This window comes from Micromonospora pisi, from assembly GCF_003633685.1.
Taxonomy (GTDB): Bacteria; Actinomycetota; Actinomycetes; order Mycobacteriales; family Micromonosporaceae; genus Micromonospora_G; species Micromonospora_G pisi.
In genome coordinates, this window is record NZ_RBKT01000001.1 from 3,175,918 (window position 1) to 3,196,349 (window position 20,432).

9 protein-coding genes are annotated in these 20,432 nt (G+C 71.9%); all 9 read left to right on the forward strand.

Going from position 1 to position 20,432, the window contains the following annotated elements:
• Positions 1-69: 69 nt before the first annotated feature.
• Positions 70-4,044, forward strand: coding sequence for a non-ribosomal peptide synthetase (locus BDK92_RS13170; RefSeq protein ID WP_121156977.1), 3,975 nt, complete (start codon positions 70-72; stop codon positions 4,042-4,044).
• Complete coding sequence (locus BDK92_RS13175; RefSeq protein WP_121156978.1) at positions 4,041-10,688, forward strand: type I polyketide synthase; 6,648 nt, start codon at positions 4,041-4,043, stop codon at positions 10,686-10,688. The genes BDK92_RS13170 and BDK92_RS13175 overlap by 4 nt, the downstream gene beginning before the upstream one ends.
• A 33-nt stretch (positions 10,689-10,721) precedes the next feature.
• A complete protein-coding gene (locus BDK92_RS13180; RefSeq protein ID WP_121156979.1) occupies positions 10,722-12,278 on the forward strand; it encodes an ABC transporter substrate-binding protein in 1,557 nt (518 codons plus the stop codon).
• On the forward strand, positions 12,275-13,231 hold the full coding sequence (locus BDK92_RS13185) for an ABC transporter permease (RefSeq protein WP_121156980.1): 957 nt from the start codon (positions 12,275-12,277) through the stop codon (positions 13,229-13,231). The genes BDK92_RS13180 and BDK92_RS13185 overlap by 4 nt, the downstream gene beginning before the upstream one ends.
• A gap of 62 nt (positions 13,232-13,293) precedes the next feature.
• Positions 13,294-14,028, forward strand: coding sequence for an ABC transporter permease (locus tag BDK92_RS13190; RefSeq protein ID WP_121162073.1), 735 nt, complete (start codon positions 13,294-13,296; stop codon positions 14,026-14,028).
• 76 nt (positions 14,029-14,104) lie between these two features.
• A complete protein-coding gene (locus BDK92_RS13195) occupies positions 14,105-15,649 on the forward strand; it encodes an ABC transporter ATP-binding protein (protein ID WP_121156981.1) in 1,545 nt (514 codons plus the stop codon).
• A gap of 16 nt (positions 15,650-15,665) precedes the next feature.
• A complete protein-coding gene (locus tag BDK92_RS13200; protein ID WP_121162075.1) occupies positions 15,666-17,018 on the forward strand; it encodes a class I SAM-dependent methyltransferase in 1,353 nt (450 codons plus the stop codon).
• Positions 17,015-18,448 carry a class I SAM-dependent methyltransferase gene (locus BDK92_RS13205; RefSeq protein ID WP_121156982.1) on the forward strand — a complete coding sequence of 478 codons (1,434 nt, stop codon included), beginning with the start codon at positions 17,015-17,017 and terminating at the stop codon, positions 18,446-18,448. The genes BDK92_RS13200 and BDK92_RS13205 overlap by 4 nt, the downstream gene beginning before the upstream one ends.
• Entirely contained in the window at positions 18,445-20,430 is a 1,986-nt protein-coding gene (locus BDK92_RS13210) for a condensation domain-containing protein (RefSeq protein ID WP_121156983.1), read from the forward strand. Before BDK92_RS13205 ends, BDK92_RS13210 begins: the two co-directional genes overlap by 4 nt.
• The last annotated feature ends 2 nt before the right edge of the window (positions 20,431-20,432 follow it).

Here is a 20,432-nt window from a genome sequence, read left to right on the forward strand (position 1 = left end):
TCTCCGGTGCGCGCCCCGCCGTACTTCCGGTGGGGCGCTCCCCCTTGCCGTCGCAGCTACGGAGACCGGATGAACCTGCCCCTGAATCCCGAAGCAGCCCTCGACGACGTACTTGACTGCATCGCCGAGGTCCTCGGCACGGACCCCGGGCTGATCGACACGGAAACACCGCTGACGGCCCTGGGCCTGGAGTCGTTCACCGCCGTACGGCTACGCCGCCGGATCCGGGAGCGCACTGGGCACGACCTACCGCTGACGGCGTTTCTCGACAACGCGACCGCGCTGGACCTCGCCCGGCAACTGTCGCGGTTTGTTGAGCCGACCAGCGACCCCTCCAGCACCAGCACGCAGCCGGACGACTCGTTGGTCTTTGCCCTGACCCCGATCCAGGAGTCCTACCTGGTCGGTCGGGAGGCCGGGCTGGTTCTCGGTGGGGTGGCCACGTTCTATTACTACGAGTACGACCGGATCACCGACGACGCCGTGGCCGACCTCGATCGTCTGGAAGTCGCCTGGAACCGACTTGTCTCGCACCACTCGATGCTGCGGATGGTCGCCGACCACCGTGGCCGGGGACGCGTCCTGCCCTCGGTCGGGCCGTATCGAATCGGCGTCACCGACCTGCGCGACGCCTCGCCCGCAAAGGTGGACGAAGAGCTCGCCGCTTTACGGCACGACCGCTCTCACCAGGTACGCCCGGCCGGGCAGTGGCCGCTGTTCGACCTGCACGCGGCGTTCCTGCCCGAAGGCCGCACTCGCCTGTACGTCGGGGTCGACGTGCTGGTTACCGACATGGCCGGCTGGATGCTGCTGATGCGCCAGTGGGGGCAACTCGTCGCGGATCCTGCCGCGTCCCTACCCGTGCCTCCCGCCGACTTCACCGACCTGTTGCGGGGCAGGGCTGCCGATCCGGAATGGGCCGAGCGGCGTGTACGGGACCAGGCCTACTGGGCGACCCGCGTCGCCGAACTTCCTCCGGCGCCACGCCTGCCGGTGACCCGTGCCGCTGACTCCACCGAGCCGCCTCGATTCGTCCGGCACGCCGGCGGGCTCGAGACCGGAGCCTGGCGGGAGTTACGCGCCCGGTGCGGCGAGCACGGAGTGACGCCGACCGCCGCGCTGCTGGCCGCGTTCGCGGTGATCCTGTCTCGGTGGGGGGCCGGCGACCAGGTATGCCTGAACACCACGCTGTTCGACCGTCCCGAAAGCCCCGAGGGCATCGACCTGGTGGTGGGCGACTTCACCACCACCGCGCTGGTGGGCACGCCCCGGTGCGACCCGTCATCCTGGAGCGGGTTCGCCGGGTACGCCGCAGATCTGAACCGCCGGTTCTGGGAAGACCTAGACCACCGCTCGGTCTCCGGGGTTGAGGTGCTGCGACAGCTCGACCGCACCGCTGGCCCACCGCCCTACCCGGTGGTGTTCACCAGCGGGGTGGGGCTTGCCGGTGACAAGGCCGAGGCTCCGGCGAGCTGGCTCGGCGAGGAAGTCTTCGGTGTTTCGCAGACCCCTCAGGTACTGCTCGACCACATCGTGTGGGACGAGGCCGGGGCGCTCCGGATCGCCTGGGACGGGGTCGTCGGCGCCTTCCCCGAGGGCTACCTGCGGGACATGCTCGACGCGTACCTTCGGCTGCTGCACCGCCTCACCGAGGCCGCCGCCTGGAAGGATCCGACCCTCGGCTGGGACCCCTTCGTCCTACCGACCGAAACCCTGGACGTCGAGCCGTTTCCCGATGCTGGTCCGCTGCTGCACGATCCGGTGACCATCGCCGCCCACCGCGTGCCCGAACACCCGGCGCTCTACGCCGGCAGCGGGACGACCTCGCACGGACGGCTGGCCGAGAACGTCGCCGCAACCGCCGGAGCCCTCGGTGCGGCCGGTGTCGGTGCGGGCGATCTGGTCGCGGTGGCTTGTGAGAAGGGGCCCGCCCAGATAGCCGCGGTCCTGGCCGTCAACGCCGTCGGGGCGGGTTACCTGCCCGTCGAGCCGTCCTGGCCCGATGCCCGTGTGGCGGCGATCTGCGCCCGTGCCGGGGTGCGGCACGCTCTGGTCGGCCGAGGCGTACGGACGGCGTGGCCCGAGGGCGTCACACCACACCGCCTGACCGCAGTCGGACGGCCCAGCGCCCGACCGGAGGTGTCGGCGTCGCCGCCGACCACACCGCCGCGCCCGCAACCCGATGCCGGCTCCACCGCGTACGTCATCTTCACCTCCGGATCAACTGGCCACCCGAAGGGCGTCGAGATCCAGCACCGGGCCGCTCGCACCACCATCGACGACATCGTCGACCGCTTCGGCGTGCACGCCGGTGACCGGGTACTGGCCCTGTCCGCGCTCAGCTTCGACCTCTCCGTCTTCGACATCTACGGGGTCCTCGGCGCCGGTGGCGCGCTGATCCTGCCCGACCCGGCCCGGCAACGCGACCCGCAACACTGGCTGGAACTCGCCGACCGGCATGGAATCACCATCTGGAACACCGCCCCCGCGTTGCTGGAGATGCTCGTCGAGTACGCCGAAATCGAGCCGGAGGCCGCCGGTAAGGCCCTGCGCACGCTGCGGCTGGTGATGCTCTCCGGCGACTGGATCCCGCTGACCCTTCCCGACCGGCTGCGTCGCCTCGCCCCGCAGGCGCGGGTGATGAGTCTGGGTGGCGCGACCGAAGCGTCCATCTGGTCGATCACCTACCCCGTGGGAGAAGTCGACCTGCAGTGGCGGAGCATCCCGTACGGTCGGGCACTGCGGGCCCAGTCCTTCCACATCCTCGACCCGAACGGTGCCCCCTGCCCGGTCGGTGAACCGGGCGAGTTGTTCATCGGCGGTGACGGACTCGCCAGCGGCTACGTCGGCGATCCGGAGCAGACGGCGCAACGCTTCGCCACCCATCCGGTGCTGGGCGAGCGGTTGTACCGCACCGGGGACCTGGGGCGGTGGCGGCAGGACGGAAACATCGAGTTCCTGGGGCGCGTCGACCGGCAGGTGAAGGTTCGCGGACACCGAATCGAGCTCGGCGAGATCGAGGCCACGCTGAGCCGGCACCCGGGGTTGCGGCAGTGTGTCGTGGCGGCGGTGCCCGGTCCGGACGAACGGCCACGCCTGGTCGCGTACGTGGTACCCAAGGCCGGCCAACCTACGCCGCCGATCGCTGAGCTGACGGAAACGTTGCGCGAGCGGTTGCCCGACTACATGGTCCCGAACCGGTTCCTCGTGCTGGAGTCGCTGCCGGTCACCCCAAACGGCAAGATCGACCACGCGGCGTTGCCAAACCCCTACCGGACCGTGGACGACAGCTCGGACGACGACATCCAGCCGTCGCCCCCGCCAGCCACGCCTCCAGTACGCACGCCACTCTCGTCCGCCTCGAACGGCCCGGACTGGGTCGGCCCGGCGATCACTGAGGCGGCGGCGCTCGGCCTGGAGATCGGGCTGGTCGTACATCCGGGGCGGCTGTCACCGTCGCAGGCCCTCGTCGCGTCGGCCCGCTGGCTCGAACGGGTCCATCTCGGAACTGGTGCATACGCTGCCAATTTCGTCGAACGGATTCCCGTCGACGGTGTCATCGAACTCGTCCCTCGCAGTCCGAATCCGGTCCCGACCGCTGGCACTCCTCCGACCCGGCAACCGGCCGCCGTCGCCGAACCGGCAGTCACAGCACCGGAACCGTCGGCGCAGAAGCCCGCAGACGGTGGGGTGACCAAGGGTGCCCGCCCGACAGACCCCAGCGTCACCGAGGCGGTCATCGCGGTGCTCAGCGACCTGACCGGAGAACCGGTGCACCCGGACAGCACGTTCGCCGCGTTGGGCGCGACCTCGCTCACGCTCGTACTCAGCCACCGCAGGCTGCACGAGGGCATCGCCCCCCGACTGGCACTCGCGGACATGTTCGGACACGCCACGGTCGCCTCCCTCGCCGCCCACATCACCTCCCTGACACCCAACCAAGGCCCACGAACGCACGAGCCGCTCGACAATTCGACGCAACCGTCGACCCGACGCTCGTCCCGGCTGGCCGCCCGCACCCGGGCCCAGGAGGTCGACCGATGAGCGCGACGGACAACTCGGCGGAATCGCTGATCGCCGTCACCGCCCTGGACTGCCGCTTCCCCTGCGCACCCGACACCGCCGCGTTCTGGGAACTGCTGGTATCCGAGCGCCACGGCCTCACCCGACACACGCTCGGGGAACTCGCCGAGCGAGGGGTGCCTCTCCGGCTGCGCGAGCATTCCGCATACGTTCCGGTCGGCGGCGTCATCGACGGTCAGGACCTGTTCGATCCGGAACCGTTCGGGCTCACCGACACCGAGGCCGCACTCATGGATCCGCAACAGCGGCTGTTCCTCGAAGCCTGCTGGCGCGCCCTCGAAGCGGCCGGGCACGGCAACGGCATCGGCGCCGGAGCCGTCGGGGTGTTCGCCGGAGCCGCACACAGCGACTACCTCATGCGCAACCTCGCCCACCGCTACAACTCCGCCGCCAGTGATCCGATCGGCAGCCTCCAGACGGCTATGGCGACCGTCGGGGACTACCTTCCCCTTCAGGTCGCACACCGCCTCGGGCTGACCGGGCCGGCGATCGCCGTCAACAGCACCTGCTCCACCTCCCTGGTGGCCGTACATCTGGCCGCCCAGTCGCTGCTGGCCGGCGAATGCGACACGGCGCTGGCCGGGGGCGCGTCGCTGATCGTTCCACAGGGTCTGGGATACCTGTACGTTCCGGACGGGATCTTCTCCGTCGACGGTCGGGTGCGCACGTTCTCCGCCGACGGCACCGGAATCGTCCACTCCCAGGGAGTGGGGGTCGCCGTCCTGCGCCGTCTCACCGACGCCCTCGCCGACGGTGACCCGGTGCTGGCGGTGCTGCACGGCTCCGCGGTCAACAACGACGGCGCGGACAAGACCGGCTTCACCGCACCCTCCCCACGTGGTCAGGCGCGCGTGATCGCCGAGGCGCTGGCCGTGGCCGGTGTGGACGCCCGACAGATCAGTTACGTCGAGGCGCACGGCACCGCGACCCGCCTCGGCGATGTCGTGGAGATCGGCGCGTTGCGTCGGGTGTTCGGGGACGAGGGTCCGGCCTGGTGCGCCGTCGGCTCGGTGAAGAGCAACATCGGGCACGCCAACTCCGCCGCCGGCATCGCCGGATTCGCCAAGACCGTGCTCGCCCTGCACCACGGAGTTCTCCCCGCCTCGCTGGACGCCGAGCCGCTCAACCCACAACTGCACCTGGACGGCTCACCGTTCACCGTCGCCCGCCGGACCACGGACTGGCCCGGGCCGCGCTACGCCGGCGTCAGCTCGTTTGGCATTGGGGGTACGAACTGCCACATGGTGCTCGGCAGCGCACCCGCCGGGTCCGCCTCCGAACCCGATCCGCGCCCGCAGCTGACACTGCTCTCCGCCAACAGCGACGCGGCCCTGGCCGTCACCGTCACGGCGACCACGGACGCGCTGGATGCGGCTGCGGCAACGCCGGCCGACGTCGCGTACACCCTGCATCAGGGCCGGGTGGCTCGGCCGTACCGCGCCGCGGCGGTCCTCACCGGAAACGGTGTCACCGACCGGACCGCCCTGGCCACGGCGGCACGCCGTGCGGTCGGGACGGTCGCTCCTCGGATCGTGCTCGTCTTCCCCGGCGGCGGTGCCCAATACCCGGGCATGGGGCGCGAGCTGATGGCGGACGAGCCGGAGTTCGGCCACACCGTACGGGAGTGCGCGGCGCTGTTCGACGAATCCGGCCAGCCCCGGCTGGTCGACCTGATCCGGGCCGACCGCGACGACCAGGTCGCACTGCGGCTCGTCCGTGATCCGGCGTACGGCCTGCCCGCGCTGTTCACCGTCTCCCTCGCCACCGCCCGGGTCCTCGCCCGGTGGGGCGTACGACCGGACGTGGTGGTGGGTCACAGCCTCGGCGAGTACGTGGCAGCGGTGGTCGCCGGCGCACTGTCACTCGCGGACGCCGCTGCCCTGGTCCGCGTGCGGTCGCGGGGGATGTCCCGGACCGCCGGACAAGGCGCCATGCTCGCCGTGCCGCTGCCCGAGCCCGACGTGGCGGCGCTGTTGGCCGACCACCCGGAACTGGATCTCGCCGCCGTGAACGCACCCGGTTCCTGTGTGGTCTCCGGGCCCGAGCCGGCGGTGGCCGCACTGGAGGCGCGACTGGCTGCGGACGGCCCGGCGCCCACCCGCCTGCGGCTGGACGCTGCCGCCCACTCACGACTCGTCGACCCGGTCCTGCCGGAGCTGCGCGCGGCTGCCTCGGCGGTGGACGCGCGGACACCGGTGGTGCCGCTGGCCACCACCCTCACCGGCGGCTTCCTCGTCGACCCGCCCGGCGCTGACCACTGGGTACCGCACCTGCGGTCGGTGGTGCGCTTCTCCGACACGCTGACCACCGCCATCGGCGACGGGCCAGCCGTCGTCGTACAGGTCGGCCCCGGGGGCGGTCTGCTACAACTCGCCCGTCAACAACAAACGACGAACCTGGTGGCGACCGTCGCCACCTTCCCCGAGCCGGACGAACCGGGCGGCGAACGCGCAGCGCTGCTGACCGCCGCCGGTGAACTCTGGACCCGGGGTGTCGAGATCACGGCCGAGGCGCTGCATCGGCCCGGCCGGCGCAGGGTTGCCCTGCCCGGCCACCCGTTCAACCGGCGCCGGCTGTGGATCGACCCGCCCGAACCCGAGGCCGGACCCGTAGCGGACACGCCCGACGAGGACGAACCCTTCCAACTGCCGGTTTGGCAGCGCACACCCGTGCCGGACGGCCCATCGGTCGTCGCGGGTCGGTGGCTGGTCGACGGCCCCGAGGACAACCCCCTGATCGGCGCGGTACGGGCACACCTGTCCGCGCTGGGAGCCCAGACAATGGACCGCGCCGAGGTCTCCGCAGACCCGACGGTCCCCTGTGCCGGTGTGGTCGTACTCGACCTTGCCCCGGACGGTGACGACCCCGCCGACCGGGTGACCGAGGGCGTACTTCGGCATGCCGAGCTGGCTCGCCTCACCGCCGCCTGGGCGCACGAAACGTGCCTGCTGCACGTGACCGGTAGCGCTCAGCACGTGGAAAGCACGGACCAGCCGAGTCCGGCCGGCGCGGCAGGCACCGCCGTACCCCGGATCCTGGCTCAGGAATTCCCCGGTCTGCGCTGGCGCAACATCGACCTGCCGGCGGCCGGGTCGCCGGCCGAGCTGGCCCGCAGGGTGGGCGAGGAGGCGGCGGACCTGATGGCCGGCGGCCGGACCGGGATGGAGGTGGCGCTGCGCGGCGACCACCGTTGGCTGCGCACCCTGACCCCGTGGCGTCCACAGACCCGCGAACCGAGGGTAGGCACGAAAGCGGGCACCGCCGTGCTCGTCGGTGGGCTCGGCGACGTCGGTCTCACCATGGCCGAACACCTGGCCGAACGGGGTTGGCGGGTCGTCGTCACCGGCCGCACCGGACTCGCCCCCGACCCGGTGCCGGGCAGCCCGGCGGCGGACCGGATCGCGGCGGTCCGACGCTTGACCGAACGGGGTCTGCCGGTGGAGGTACGGGCGGTCGACGCCGGGGATCCGGCCGCCACCGCGGCGTTGCTGTGGGACGTCGTCGATCGGTTCGGCGGGGTGGATCTCGTGGTGCACGGCGCGGGCGTGGTGGCCTCGACCGCGGTCGTTCCGCTACGGGCCGTCGATCCCGAGGTGGCACGTGACCACGCGCGGGCCAAGGTCTCGGCCGCCGTGGCCCTGCGGCGAGCCCTGGCAGAGCTGCCCGAGCACACCCGCCCGGCCACCGTACTGCTGATGTCATCGGCGACGACCCTGGTCGGCGGCCTGGGGTTGGCTCCGTACGCCGCCGCCAACCGCTACCTCGACGCGCTGGCGGAACGGACAGGCACGGACGGCCGTACGGTCTGGGTCAGCGCGGCCTGGGACGGCTGGCGGGTCGGCCCGGGCGGCACCGACCGGGCCGTCGCCTCCCGACACTCGATCGGGCGACGAGACGGCATGCGCTCACTGGACCGTCTGCTCGCCCTGGCCGGGCACGGGCGGGCCCCCGCGCTGGTCGCGGTCTCCCCCGCCGACCTGCGTCCCCGTCTCGCCGGCGGGCAGACCGACGTACAGCGGACCACCGCAGCCGTCGGCCAGGACGGCCCGGCCGATGGCAGTGCCCCCCGTGACGACGCGGAAGCGACCCTCGCCAAGGTCTGGTCGGAGCTGCTCGGATTCGAGGTGTCCGACCGGGACGCCGACTTCTTCGCCCTCGGCGGGCACTCCCTGCTCGCCACCCGGATGCTGGCCCGGCTCCGTGACGAGCACGGCGTCCAGCTACGGCTGCAGGACCTGCTGTCGCGGCCGACCGTCGCGTCGCTGGCCGCACTGGTGGCAGCGGCCAACCGACCGTCCCCGACGCCGGCCGCTGGTTTCTCGGCGCAGACGGACGTGGACGCCGTCGGCACGGACTCCGACGCCGCCGGGCCGGACCCGGACGGGCCACGGGAGTTTCCGCTGACCCGGGTGCAGCACGCGTACTGGGTCGGCGGGTCCGGCGGTTACCGGCTGGGTGACGTGCCGTGCTCGTTCCACCTCGAACACGACTGCCCGGGGCTGGACACTGCCCGGTACGAGCAAGCCTGGAACGCCGTGATCGCCCGGCACCCGATGCTCCGCGCGATCATCACCCCCGAGGGCCGCAACCGGATCCTCGACCGGGTGCCCCGGTACCGCATCCGGGTACGGGACCTCTCCGCGCTCGACGAACCCGCCCGGCTGGAGAAGCTGACCCGGACCAGGGAGGAGATGGTCGGGCGGGAACCGCGCCCGGGCCGGTGGCCGCTGGTCGACATCCGCGCCGCGCGGCTACCCGGCGGAATCGTCCGCCTGTTCGTCAACGTTGACGTGCTCGTCTGCGACACCGCCAGCTTCCTGCTCTGGGACCGCGAGGTCCGCGCCCTCTACGAGGACCCGGACGCCCCGCTCCCACGGGTGGGTACGACCTTCGCCGCGTGCGTCGCCGCCCTGGAACAACGCGCCCAGGGCCCGGAGCGGGACCGGGCGGCGGCCTACTGGCGCGATCGACTCGATCGTCTTCCCGGGGCGCCCGGCCTCCCGGTCCGGCCAGCCGAACCGGGGACCCGCCCCCGGTTCGGCCGACGCACCGCCCGGTTGGACCCGCCGCAGTGGCAGGCGCTACGAGCGGAGACCGCCCGACGTGGTCTCACCCCGACCGCCGTCCTGCTCGCCGCGTACGCGGACGCGTTGGCCGCCTGGTCCGGACAGGGACGATTCGCCATCACTCTCACCCTGTTCGACCGCCCGCAGGTGCATCCGGACGTCAACCTGGTCGTCGGGGACTTCACGTCCCTGCTGCTGCACGAGGTGGACCGGTCCCGTCCCGGGACGTTCGCCGGCGACGCGGCCGACGCGCAGCGGACGCTCTTCCGCGATCTGGACCACCGCGAGTTCTCCGCCCTGGAACTGCTGGCCGAGAAGTCCGCGCGCACCGGCCGGACCGAGTCGGTACCGGTGGTGTTCACCAGCGCCCTGGGGTTGACCGACCCGCTCGGCGGCGAGCACGACCTGGACTGGATGGGCGCACCCGTGTACGGCGTGAGCAGTACGCCGCAGACCTGGCTGGATCATCAGGTGATCGAGCAGCACGGCGCCCTGCTCCTGCAGTGGGACGTGTTGGAGAACGTCCTGCCGGCCGACGAGGCGGACCAGGCGTTCGCCGCCTACGTCGAGCGGGTCCGACGACTGGCCTCCGACGTCGAGGCATGGGAGGCACCACGGCAGGCGCGGACCGTACCCACGCCACAGGTCGACGCCCGGACGGGTCAGGGTGAGACGGCGCTGCTGCTCCGCGCCGGCACCGCGAAGGCGCCGCTGTTCCTGATCCACCCCTCCGGCGGTGACGTGCTCTGCTACGGCGAACTCGCCCGGCTGCTCACCGACGATCGGCCGATCGTCGGTCTCACCGATCCGGCGCTCACCGGAGGCGTCGGACCGACGGACATCCCCGCCCTCGTCGACCACTACCTGGACACGGTTCGCGCGTACCAGCCGCACGGGCCCTACCTGCTCGGCGGTTGGTCGATGGGCGGAACGCTGGCCCACGAGATGGCCTGTGTCCTGGAGCGGCGCGGTGAGCGCACGGACCTCCTGTTCATGATCGATTCCAACACCCCGGACCGGATCAGGCCCCTACACGGTCAGGGGGCGCCAGAAGCGGTCGCCGCCCTGCGCTACCTGCACTCGCTCGAGGCGTTCCTCGACCTGGACCTCGTAGGCGGTGCGCGGGACGGGGCCGGACTGCTCACCGGAACCAGTGACGAGATCCGAAATGCCGTCACCGAGCGGCTGCGCCACGTCGGCCTGCTGAACCGGCGGGACACCGCCGACCTCCGGCTGCGGGTCTTCGAACGTCACCTGCGGGCGCTCGGCGAGCACCACGCGGGCCACCTGCACGATCCCGCCACCCGGCTGCTCCTCGTCCGGGCCGCGCTGCCGTCACCGCGCAACAGCGGCGTCGGCATGGGTGTCGACGACGCACCAGACCTGCCCGGCCTCGGCTGGCCCGGTCACGTACGCGGGCCGCTCGACGAAGTCGTCGTCGAGGGTCACCACTACTCGCTCCTCACCGGGGACGCCGCCAAGACGATCGCCGGACTCCTGGACCAGACCCTCGCGGCACTGCCAAGTCCGCTCCAGTAACCGCTCCGCCCCTCCTAGCCGATGGAAGAACCGATGTACATACCTCTCCGGTCCCGCCGCGCGCGGCACGGACTGCTGCCGCTTGCCATCACCGCCGCCCTGCTGCTGGCCGGCTGCGGCGCCGACAACACGACCAGCGGTTCGACCGGCGGATCGGGCGCGCCCGTCGACGGCGGCACCCTGCGCTACGTCGTACCGGGTTCGCCGGCCACCGCGAGCAACGACCCGCACGGCGGACTCGGCAACGAGTCGGACCTCATGCGCTTCGCCCTGACCTACGACGTGCTCACCGTCCCCGGCGCCGACGGCAGCCCGCAGCCGCGCCTCGCCCAGTCGTGGGAGCCGAACCAGACCCTGAACCGGTGGACGTTCCGGCTGCGCGACGACGCGAAGTTCACCGACGGCCGGCCGGTCCGCTCCCGGGACGTGCTGTACTCGCTGACCCGGATCGCGGACAAGGCCGCCGAGAACTACGGCCGGCTCGCCGACTTCGACATGGCAGCGGCCACCGCACCGGACGACCACACGGTGGTCCTGGCGACCCGGTCCCCGATGGCCGAAGCCCCGAAGGCGCTGGAGTCGATCAGCTTCGTGGTGCCCGACGGCAGCGCCGACTTCTCCGCCCCGATCCCCGGCTCCGGACCGTTCCGGGTGACCGAGACCGACGCCCAGACCGCCGTGCTCACCCGCAACGACAGCTGGTGGGGTGAACGGCCCCACCTGGACCGGATCGAGATCCGGGCGGTCGCCGACCCACAGGCGCGTGCCGCCGCCGTCACCTCAGGTCAGGCCGACGTCGCCGGCAGTGTCAGCCCGGCGGCCGTCAAGACCGTCGAGGCCGGGGGCCGGGCCCAGGTCGTGCGCCGCCAGGGCGTCACCGAATACCCGATCATCATGCGGCTGGACACCGCTCCCTTCGACGACCCGAAGGTGCGCGAGGCGTTCAAACTCGCCGCCGACCGTCAGGCGCTCGTCGACACGGTGTTCCTCGGCTATGGCCAGATCGCCAACGACCTGCCCACCCCGTACGACCCGTCGTACCCGAAGGGACTGACCCAGCGCACCCGGGACCTGGACCGGGCCAGGGATCTGCTCACGCAGGCCGGTCACGCCGAAGGGCTGAAGCTCACCCTGCACACCACCACGTCGTACCCCGGCATGGACACCGCGGCCACCCTCTACGCCAACCAACTCGCCGACATCGGTGTGCGGGTCGAGGTGAAGGTGGAGCCCGCCGACACCTACTGGACGAACATCTACGCCAAGAAGGACTTCTACGTCGGTTACTACGGGGGCATCTCCTTCCCTGACCTGGTACGCGTCGGCCTGCTGGCCGCCTCCCCGACCAACGAGACCGCCTGGCGCAACGCCACCTTCGACGCCGAGTTCAACGCCGCCATGGGGATCCTCGACCCGGCCCAGCGCAACGCCCGGCTCGCCGCCATCCAGCAGGACCTGTGGCGCGACGGCGGGTACGTGGTGTGGGGTGTCGGGGACGGGCTGGACCTGACCGGCACCGGTGTGCACGACCTGCCCAACGGGCCCGGCTTCCAGCGGATGTTCATCGAACGTGCCTGGAAGGCGAAGTGATCGCACGCCGACTCGCCCGTACGGCGCTGCTGGTCCTCGCTGCCACCGCCGTGGTCTTCGCCGCCACCGAGGTGCTGCCAGGAGACGCGGGGACGTTGCGGGACCCCGGCCGGGCGTCACCGGAGCAGGTCGCGCAGGCGCGCGACGAACTCGGCCTGGACCAACCGGTGGCGGTGCGGTACCTGCGGTGGCTGGGCGGGCTGCTCCGGGGCGACCTGGGCCGGTCGCTGAGCAGTGACCGGCCGGTCAGTGACCTGCTCGGCCAGCGCCTGCCCGCCACGGCCAGCCTGGTCGCCGCCGCGCTGGTCGTGACGGTCCTGCTCACCGCGGCCGGTCTGCTGGTCGCGCACCTGCGTCGGGGCCGGGGCGGGACGCTCGCCGCCGGGCTCGCCGCGGTGCCGCAGGCCGTCTACGCGGCGGCTCTGGGCGCGGTGCTGTCCGGGATGTTGGGTTGGCTTCCCGCCGTGTCCCTGCTCCCACCGGGCGGACACCCGTGGCAGGAGCCGCAGGTGCTGGTCCTGCCGGCGCTGACCCTGGCGCTGCCGTCGGCCGCGTTCGCCTGCACCCTGCTCCGCGGCGCGCTCACCGACACCCTGCACCGGCCGCACGTGGTCGACGCGTACCGGCGGGGCCTGTCACCGTCACTGGTTCTGCGCCGGCACGTACTGCCGTTCCTGCTGGTGCCCATGATCCAGGTGCTGGTCCTGACCACCGGGTGGCTGGTGGCCGGAACCGCACTGGTGGAGACGGTCTACGGCTTCCCTGGCCTCGGCGGGCTGCTCGTCTCCGCGGTGGCGGTGCGTGACGTGCCGGTGGTGCAGGGCGCTGCGCTGATCCCGATCGCCACGGTGCTGGTCGGAATGCTGCTCGCCGACCTCGCCGCCGCGACAGTGCATCGGACCGCCGGTCCCGCTACTCGCCGGCCGGTCGAGCTTACGGTTGGCGTGCCGTGACACGACGTTCGCGATGGGACACGGTCACGCCGGTCGTGGCACTGGCGGTGGTCGCGCTGGCCATGCTGGGCCGGCACCTCGCCCCACACGACCCCGAGCAACCGCTGACCATGCCCTGGTCCACGCCCTCGGCACGGCTGCCACTCGGTGCCGACGCGCTCGGTCGCGACGTCCTCTCCCGGGTCGTCGCCGGCGGCGCACACCTACTCGGGGTCGCTCTCGCCGCCGCCGTGACAGCGCTCCTGATCGGAGTCACGCTCGGGCTGCTCGCGGGCTGGTGGCCAACCCGGGCGGGCCGTGTCGTGCACTGGCTCGGGGACCTGCTGCTGGCCGTACCCGCACTGATCCTCGCCCTGGTACTGGCGGTGGCTCTACCGGGCGCGACGGCGGTCGTGGTCGCCTCCGTACTCAGCGGTGCGCCGCTCACCGCCCGCGTGGTGGCAGCACAGTGCGTCGCCGTACGTGACAGCGGCTACCTGCACGCCGCCGTCGAGCGCGGTGAACGTGGCCCGGCCATCCTCGTACGGGAACTCCTACCGGCGTTGAGCGGCCTGGTCGCGGCGGATGCGGGTTTGCGCCTGATCACCGCACTGCAACTGGCGACCACACTCGCCGTCCTCGGCTTCGGCCCCCAGCCCCCGAACCCCGACTGGGCGTTGATGCTCAGCGAGAACCTGCCCGGCGCCGCACTCAACCCGGCGGCACTGCTGGCGCCCGCCGTGCCGTTGGCGTTGTGCGCCCTGCTGTTCGCCGCCGCGGCACGCGCGGCGGGGCGCCGACTGGAGGGCGTGACGTGAGGGGTAGGAGCGGACACCTGATCGTGCTCAGCGCGGCGGCACCGCATAGCGGTACCCGCCGAAACGGAGCGCCCTCATGAGCACGGCGGACACGGCACTGTTGACGGCGACAGGGCTGACGGTGAGTCGCTCCGTCGACGGCGAGGTGCTGCTGCCAGCCACCGACCTGTGGGTGGGGCCCGGCGAGGTGCTCGCTGTCACCGGGGCGTCCGGGGCCGGCAAGAGCACGTTGCTGCACGCGCTGCTGGACACTCTGCCCACGGGTCTGTACCGCGCCGTCGGGACGGTGCGGTGGCGCGGCCAACCGATCCACGCGGGCCGACCAGCCCGCCGTTGGCGGCGAACACAGTGCGGGTACCTCGGTCAGGATCCGGCCCTGGCGCTGCATCCGCTCTGGTCGGTCGGGCGTCTGCTGGGTGAGCATCTGACCGGTCCCAGGGCGGACCGGGCAATGCGCGTCCGTGAGCTTCTCGACCTGCTCGACCTGCCGGCCGAACTCGCCGAGCGCCGTGGCGACGAACTTTCCGGCGGGCAAGCCCAACGGGTCGCCCTGGCCCGGGCTCTGGCAGCCCGGCCGGATGTCCTCCTGCTCGACGAGCCAACCTCCGCCCTGGACGGGAAGACCCGTCACCGGGTCATCGAGGCGCTGAGAGCCCGGCCGGAGGGGTGCACCCTGCTGGTGACCCACGACCCGCATCTGGTTTCCGCTCTCGCTGACCGGGTGCTGGACCTGACAGCGCCCGCCCCTGGCACTCCGTCCGCGGTTTGTCGCACGGCTGCCGGGACCTCCACGACGGGCAGGTTCGTCGCCACCAGGCGAGAGCCGGTCGCGCTCCGGCCTGCGGGACTCCTGCCGGCCCGGCACGCGGCAGGCGGATCTGACGACATCGATGACCACCCGGTCCTGTTGGCCGTGCGCGGTCTGCGGGTGACCCGGCCGGATGGTGCGCCGCTGCTGGAGGACATGCGTCTGGACCTGATCCCCGGGTCGTGGATCGCGGTCGTCGGCCCGTCGGGCAGTGGCAAGACCAGCCTGCTGCACGCGATGATCGGTCGTCGTCCCGCCGGGCATGGCCAGCTCCTGCTGAGGGGTCGTCCGTTGCCGGCGGACGTCCGGCAGCGCGACCGCGACCAACGGCGGGCCGTCCAGTTCGTCGGTCAGCATCCGGCCGGCGAACTCAACCCGGCGCACCGCGTCGGCTACGCGGTGGCCCGCCCGCTGCGGGTGTTGCACGGCCTGGGTCGTGCCGACCGGGGCCGGACGATGCTGCGTCTCCTCAACGTGGTCGGGCTCAGGGCCGACCACGCGCGCCGGCGCCCGCGTGCGCTCTCGGGTGGTCAGCGACAGCGGGTGGCGCTGGCCCGGGCCCTCGCCGCGCAGCCCGAGGTGCTGCTGCTCGACGAACCGACCTCGGCGCTCGACCAGACATCCGCCGGCACGGTGCTCGACCTGCTCGACCGGCTGCGGGCGGACGGCATGGCCATCCTGTCGGTCACCCACGACCCCGCCGTGACGGCCCGAGCGGATCAGGTGCTGCACCTACGTGACCGCCGACTTGTCCCGGCCGACAGCAACGGCCGACATACCGACACTCGAATGGAGGAATCCGGTGCCCGCTGAAGCGACCACCGATCCGATGGTGGCCCACGTCGCCGAGCACCCGTGGGTCGCCGAAGCGCGTGCCACACCAGACGGCGCCATCATCGTCCGGGCGGATCCCGCCGTCACCACCGCCGGCCCTCGTCCCGGACCACTGCTACAGGAGCACCTTGACCACTGGGCCGAGGTCTATGACTGGGTGTACCAGGACGCGGCCGGACGGCACGCGGACGACCTCGACCTCTCCGGCTGGCGGGCCTCGGACACCGGACTTCCCCTGCCGACCGAGCACATGAGGGAGTGGTTGGCCTGCACAGTGGGCCTGGTGTTGGGTCAACGGCCGGAGCGCATCTTGGAGGTGGGTTGCGGCACCGGCCTGCTCGCGCATCGCCTGCACCCTCACCTGAACGGCTACGTGGGCACCGACGTGGCGCCTGCGGCGGTACACCGGCTCGGACGCGCCGGCCTGCCGCGTACCGCATTCGTCCAGGCCGCCGCGCACGAGACGTCGGGTGCCGGGGTACGGGCGGCCATGGACGCCGTGTTCGGCCCGGATGTCGCGCCCGACTGTGTACTGCTGAACTCCGTCACCCAGTGCTTTCCGGGGCTGGACTACCTGGCCACGGTGCTGCGTCAGGCGCTGGGCACGGTCGCCGACGGCGGAACGGTGATTGTCGGCGACATCCGGCACAGCGGTCTCCTGACCGAACACTTCACCTGGCTGGAACAGTCCCGCGAGCCCGGTCACGAGACGGATCTCCAGGCGCGGGTACGAGCGGCGATCTCGGCGGACGAAGAGCTGTCCTTCTCCCCCAGCGCCGTCGTATCCATGCTGGCCGGGCAGGACTGGCCGGTGCGGATGAGCGTGCGCGCACGGACGATGGAGGACAACACCGAGCTGACCCGATACCGCTACGACCTGGTCCTGCACGTCGGTGCCGAGTCCTCGTTCGACGGGGAAGCACCGGTCCGGGCTGTCCCCTGGTCGCACCAGCCAGGTGAGGACGTGGCCGCGACGCTACGGGCTGCGCTGGCCGATCAGCCGGTCGTCGTGTCCGGCATCCCCAACGCATTGTTGAACGACGGCCCGGCGGCGGTCACGCCGTACGCCCTGCGCCAGGCGGTGGGCGAGTTGGACGCCGTGGTGCTGCTGGACCCGTACGACCCACGGCTGCTGGCGGTCGCCGCTCCCGCCGCCTGCGGATTTCTGACGGTCGACGCACTTTCCGCGCTCGGCGGTGCGACGGGGCCGGAAGCCCACGAGCCGCTGGCCGGGTTCGTACGTCGCAGACTGCCCGAGGTGCTGCGTGACCACCTGCGACGCCGGGCGCCGGGCCTACGGCCGCCCAGGATCGTCGTCGCCGATGCCGACGACCGGGCAACACCGTGAGCAGCCCTCCGGTTCACGGGCTGTCGGACCTGCCCGGGGTGGCCGCCTGGCAATGGGTTCCGGGACCCGGACGGCCCGCGTTGCTGGTGTCCGGCGCCGCAGCCGGAACCGGCGCGCGGACAATTCCGGCGGAGGCGCAACGGACCGCAACCGGCGGAGGGGATGCGGCGGCTGCCGCCGGGGACGCGGCAGTGGAGGGCGCGGACCTGACGTCCCTCCCCCGGCTGACCCGGCTGCTGGACGAGGTGGCCCTGCTCGCGATGGCCCGGGTACTGCACGCGGCGCGGCTCTTCCGCGACGGCGCGACGCACGACGCGGCCCAGGTGCTGGACGCGCTCGGCGTTGCCCCCCGACACGCCTGGATCACGCGACGGTGGCTGACCACTCTCGTCGCCGAGGGGCGACTCAGGCACGACCCGCGCACCGACCGCTACCACGACCTCGTCGCACCGGACCGAGCCGGATACGCGCGGGCCCGCCGGGAACTGGACGAAGCACGCCGTGGGCTGGGCTACCCGCCGTCGATGACCCGGTTCTTCCTGGCCACGGCCGACCGGCTGCCGGCGCTGCTGCGGGACGAGGCGGGCGTGCAGGCACTGCTGTTCCCGGACGGATCGACCGACACGGCCGAGGGCAACTACCACGACAACCTGCCCAGCCGGTGGGCCAACCACGCGGCGGCGGCAATGATCGCCGACAGCTCACGGGGTGCGCGGTCGAACGGTCCGCTACGCATCCTGGAGCTGGGTGCCGGGATCGGCGCGACCACCCGGCACGTCCTCGACGCGCTGGCGGACACCGAGATCGACTACTTGTTCACCGACGTCTCGCGCTTCTTCCTCACCTCGGCGCGGGCCCTGCTGGGTGACCGGCCGGGGCTGCGGTTCGGCCTGTTCGACGTCAACCGGCCACCGGTCGGACCGGAATTCGCGCCCGGCTCCCGGGACGTCATTCTGGCCGCAAACGTCCTGCACAACGCCCGGCACGTGGGCCTGGTCCTGGCGGCCCTACGGGAACTACTCACGCCCGGTGGACTGCTGGTGCTCGTCGAGTCCTGCCGCGAGCACTACCAGGCGCTCACCTCCATGTACCTGCTCATGTCACCCGCCGCTGACGAGGAGCGCTGGTTCACCGACCTGCGGGCCGGACAGGACCGGGTGTTCCTCACCGCAGCGGAGTGGAGCGACCAGTTGGACGCCGCCGGATTCGACCCGCTGCCGGTGCTGCCCACAGACGGCCATCCACTGGCCGAGGCGGGTCAGCGAGTGATCGCCGGTCGGGTCCGGCCGGGAATCCCGCTCCCGGACCCGACCCTCGTCACGGCCGCCCTCGCGGCCAGGCTGCCACCGGCCGAGCGTCCCGAACGGGTCCACGCCGTGGACCGCATCATCCCCACCCCGTTCCCCGCCATGATGGGAGACCCTCGTTGACCGACTCCTCCGGCACCAACGCACCGACCGAGCTGGTCGACGCCGTACGCGCCGTCTGGGCCGATGTGCTGGACCTCGACGTGACCGCCGTACCGGCCGACGCCAGTTTCCTCAGCCTCGGTGGCGATTCCGTCCTGACGGTACGGATGGCAGCGCTGATCCGGCAACGGATCGGTGCCGCCCTGGCCCTGGCCGATGTCCGTGTCGAGCACAGCGCGGCCCGACTGGCCACCCTCATTCACGAACGCGGAAACGCGACTGGAGCACTGCGCCCGCTACCGCTTGAGCTGAAGAGGCGAGACGACCCGGAAGCACCCTTCCCGCTCCTCCCACTCCAACAGGGCTACTTCGTCGGGCAGCAGGACGGGTGGGAACTGTCCTACCGGTCAGCCCACCACTACGTGGACATCGGCCTGCAGAATATCGACGCCGACGAGATCGCCGAATCGTTGCAGGATGCGCTGGAGCGGCTCGCCGAGCACCAGTCGGTACTGCGTGCCCGGATCCTGCCGGACGGGCGGCAGAAGATCCTGCCCTTGGACGATCCGGAGGCCCTGCCGCTGCTGCGGGTGACTGATCTCAGCACCGCCGGTGCGGACGAGATCACCGAGAAGTTGGCGGCGATCCGACATGAGATGAGCACCAACGGCCCCGACCCGACCCAGGGGTGTGGACTGGACATGCGACTGACCCTGCTGCCCGACGCGAGGGCCCGGCTGCACTCCTCGACCAGTCTGATGATCATCGACGGCTGGTCGTCGGGGGTCTTCTACCGGGACCTGTTCGCTCTGGCCACCGACCAGAACGCGATGCTGGCCCCACTGGACGTCGACTTCGGCGACTATGCCGCAACCCTGGATGGGTTGTCCGGGACCGAACAGTGGCGAGCCGACCGCGACTGGTGGTGGGACCGCCTCGACGACCTTCCGCTCCCCCCGGCCCTGCCACTGGCCGCCGATCCGGCGGATGTCCGTCCAGTCCTGATGGGCGCACGCCAGGCCGTCCTTGACCCGGCCCGGTGGGCCAGGCTGCGAAAGCACTGCGCCCGACACGGCGTCACCCCCTCGGCCGCGATGTTCGCCGTGTTCTCCACGGCCCTGGCCCGCGCCTGTGGACACCGACGATTCCTGCTCAACACCCTGCAACTGAACCGCCTTCCGCTACACACCGACGTCCCTCGGCTGGTCGGCGCCTTCTCCTCGACCATGCTCGTACCGGTGGAACTGCCCGGCTCGGCGACCTTCGCCGACCTCGCGGTCCGCGCTCAGCGGGACATCGGGGAAGCCATGGCGCACAACCTGGTGACCGGGGTGGAGGTGTCCCGCGAACTCGGCCGACGCCGCAACACCCGGCGTCCGGTCGCCCCGGTGGTCTTCCAGAGCACCCTGGGCGTCGACGCTGCCCTCGGCAGTGAGGTCCCCCGGACCGCCGGACCGCTGGGCACCATCGACCTCTCCAGCCACTACCAGCAGTTGCGTACCCCGCAGGTGGCGCTCGAGGTCCGGCTGTTCGAGCTGCGTGACGAACTGGTGGTGGTGTTCTCCCTGGTGGAGGAGATCTTCGAAGCCGACGACGTGGACCGGATGTTCACCGACGTGATGGCCTCCATCGAAACCCTGGTCGACGAGGACGGTTGGTCCGTGCCGCTCGCGCTGCCGGAGCCCCTGGACGCCCCCGAGCACGCCCGGTCGGGCGCCCGCCTGTCCGTGCCGACGGCGCCGGCCGGGACGATGGACGAACCCGGTCCGCCACGTGACGACCTGGAACGGACGATCGCGCGGCAGTGGGCGGCGTTGCTCGGCTGCCCGGTTCCGGACCGGGCCACGGACTTCTTCGGTCTCGGCGGGGACTCGCTGCTCGCCGTACGGATGCTCGGTGCCCTCGCCCGGGAGGAAGTGGGACGGGTGACACCCCGTCGCTTCCTGGAACATCCCACCGTTGCGGGGCTCGCCACCGCCGCCCGCGAGACGACCACTCCATGAGC

Coding starts and splice junctions, on each gene's coding strand:
- BDK92_RS13170 (WP_121156977.1), top strand. CDS start 70: ATGAACCTGCCCCTGAATCCCGAAGCAGCCCTCGACGACGTACTTGAC.
- BDK92_RS13175 (WP_121156978.1), top strand. CDS start 4,041: ATGAGCGCGACGGACAACTCGGCGGAATCGCTGATCGCCGTCACCGCC.
- BDK92_RS13180 (WP_121156979.1), top strand. CDS start 10,722: ATGTACATACCTCTCCGGTCCCGCCGCGCGCGGCACGGACTGCTGCCG.
- BDK92_RS13190 (WP_121162073.1), top strand. CDS start 13,294: ATGCTGGGCCGGCACCTCGCCCCACACGACCCCGAGCAACCGCTGACC.
- BDK92_RS13195 (WP_121156981.1), top strand. CDS start 14,105: ATGAGCACGGCGGACACGGCACTGTTGACGGCGACAGGGCTGACGGTG.
- BDK92_RS13200 (WP_121162075.1), top strand. CDS start 15,666: ATGGTGGCCCACGTCGCCGAGCACCCGTGGGTCGCCGAAGCGCGTGCC.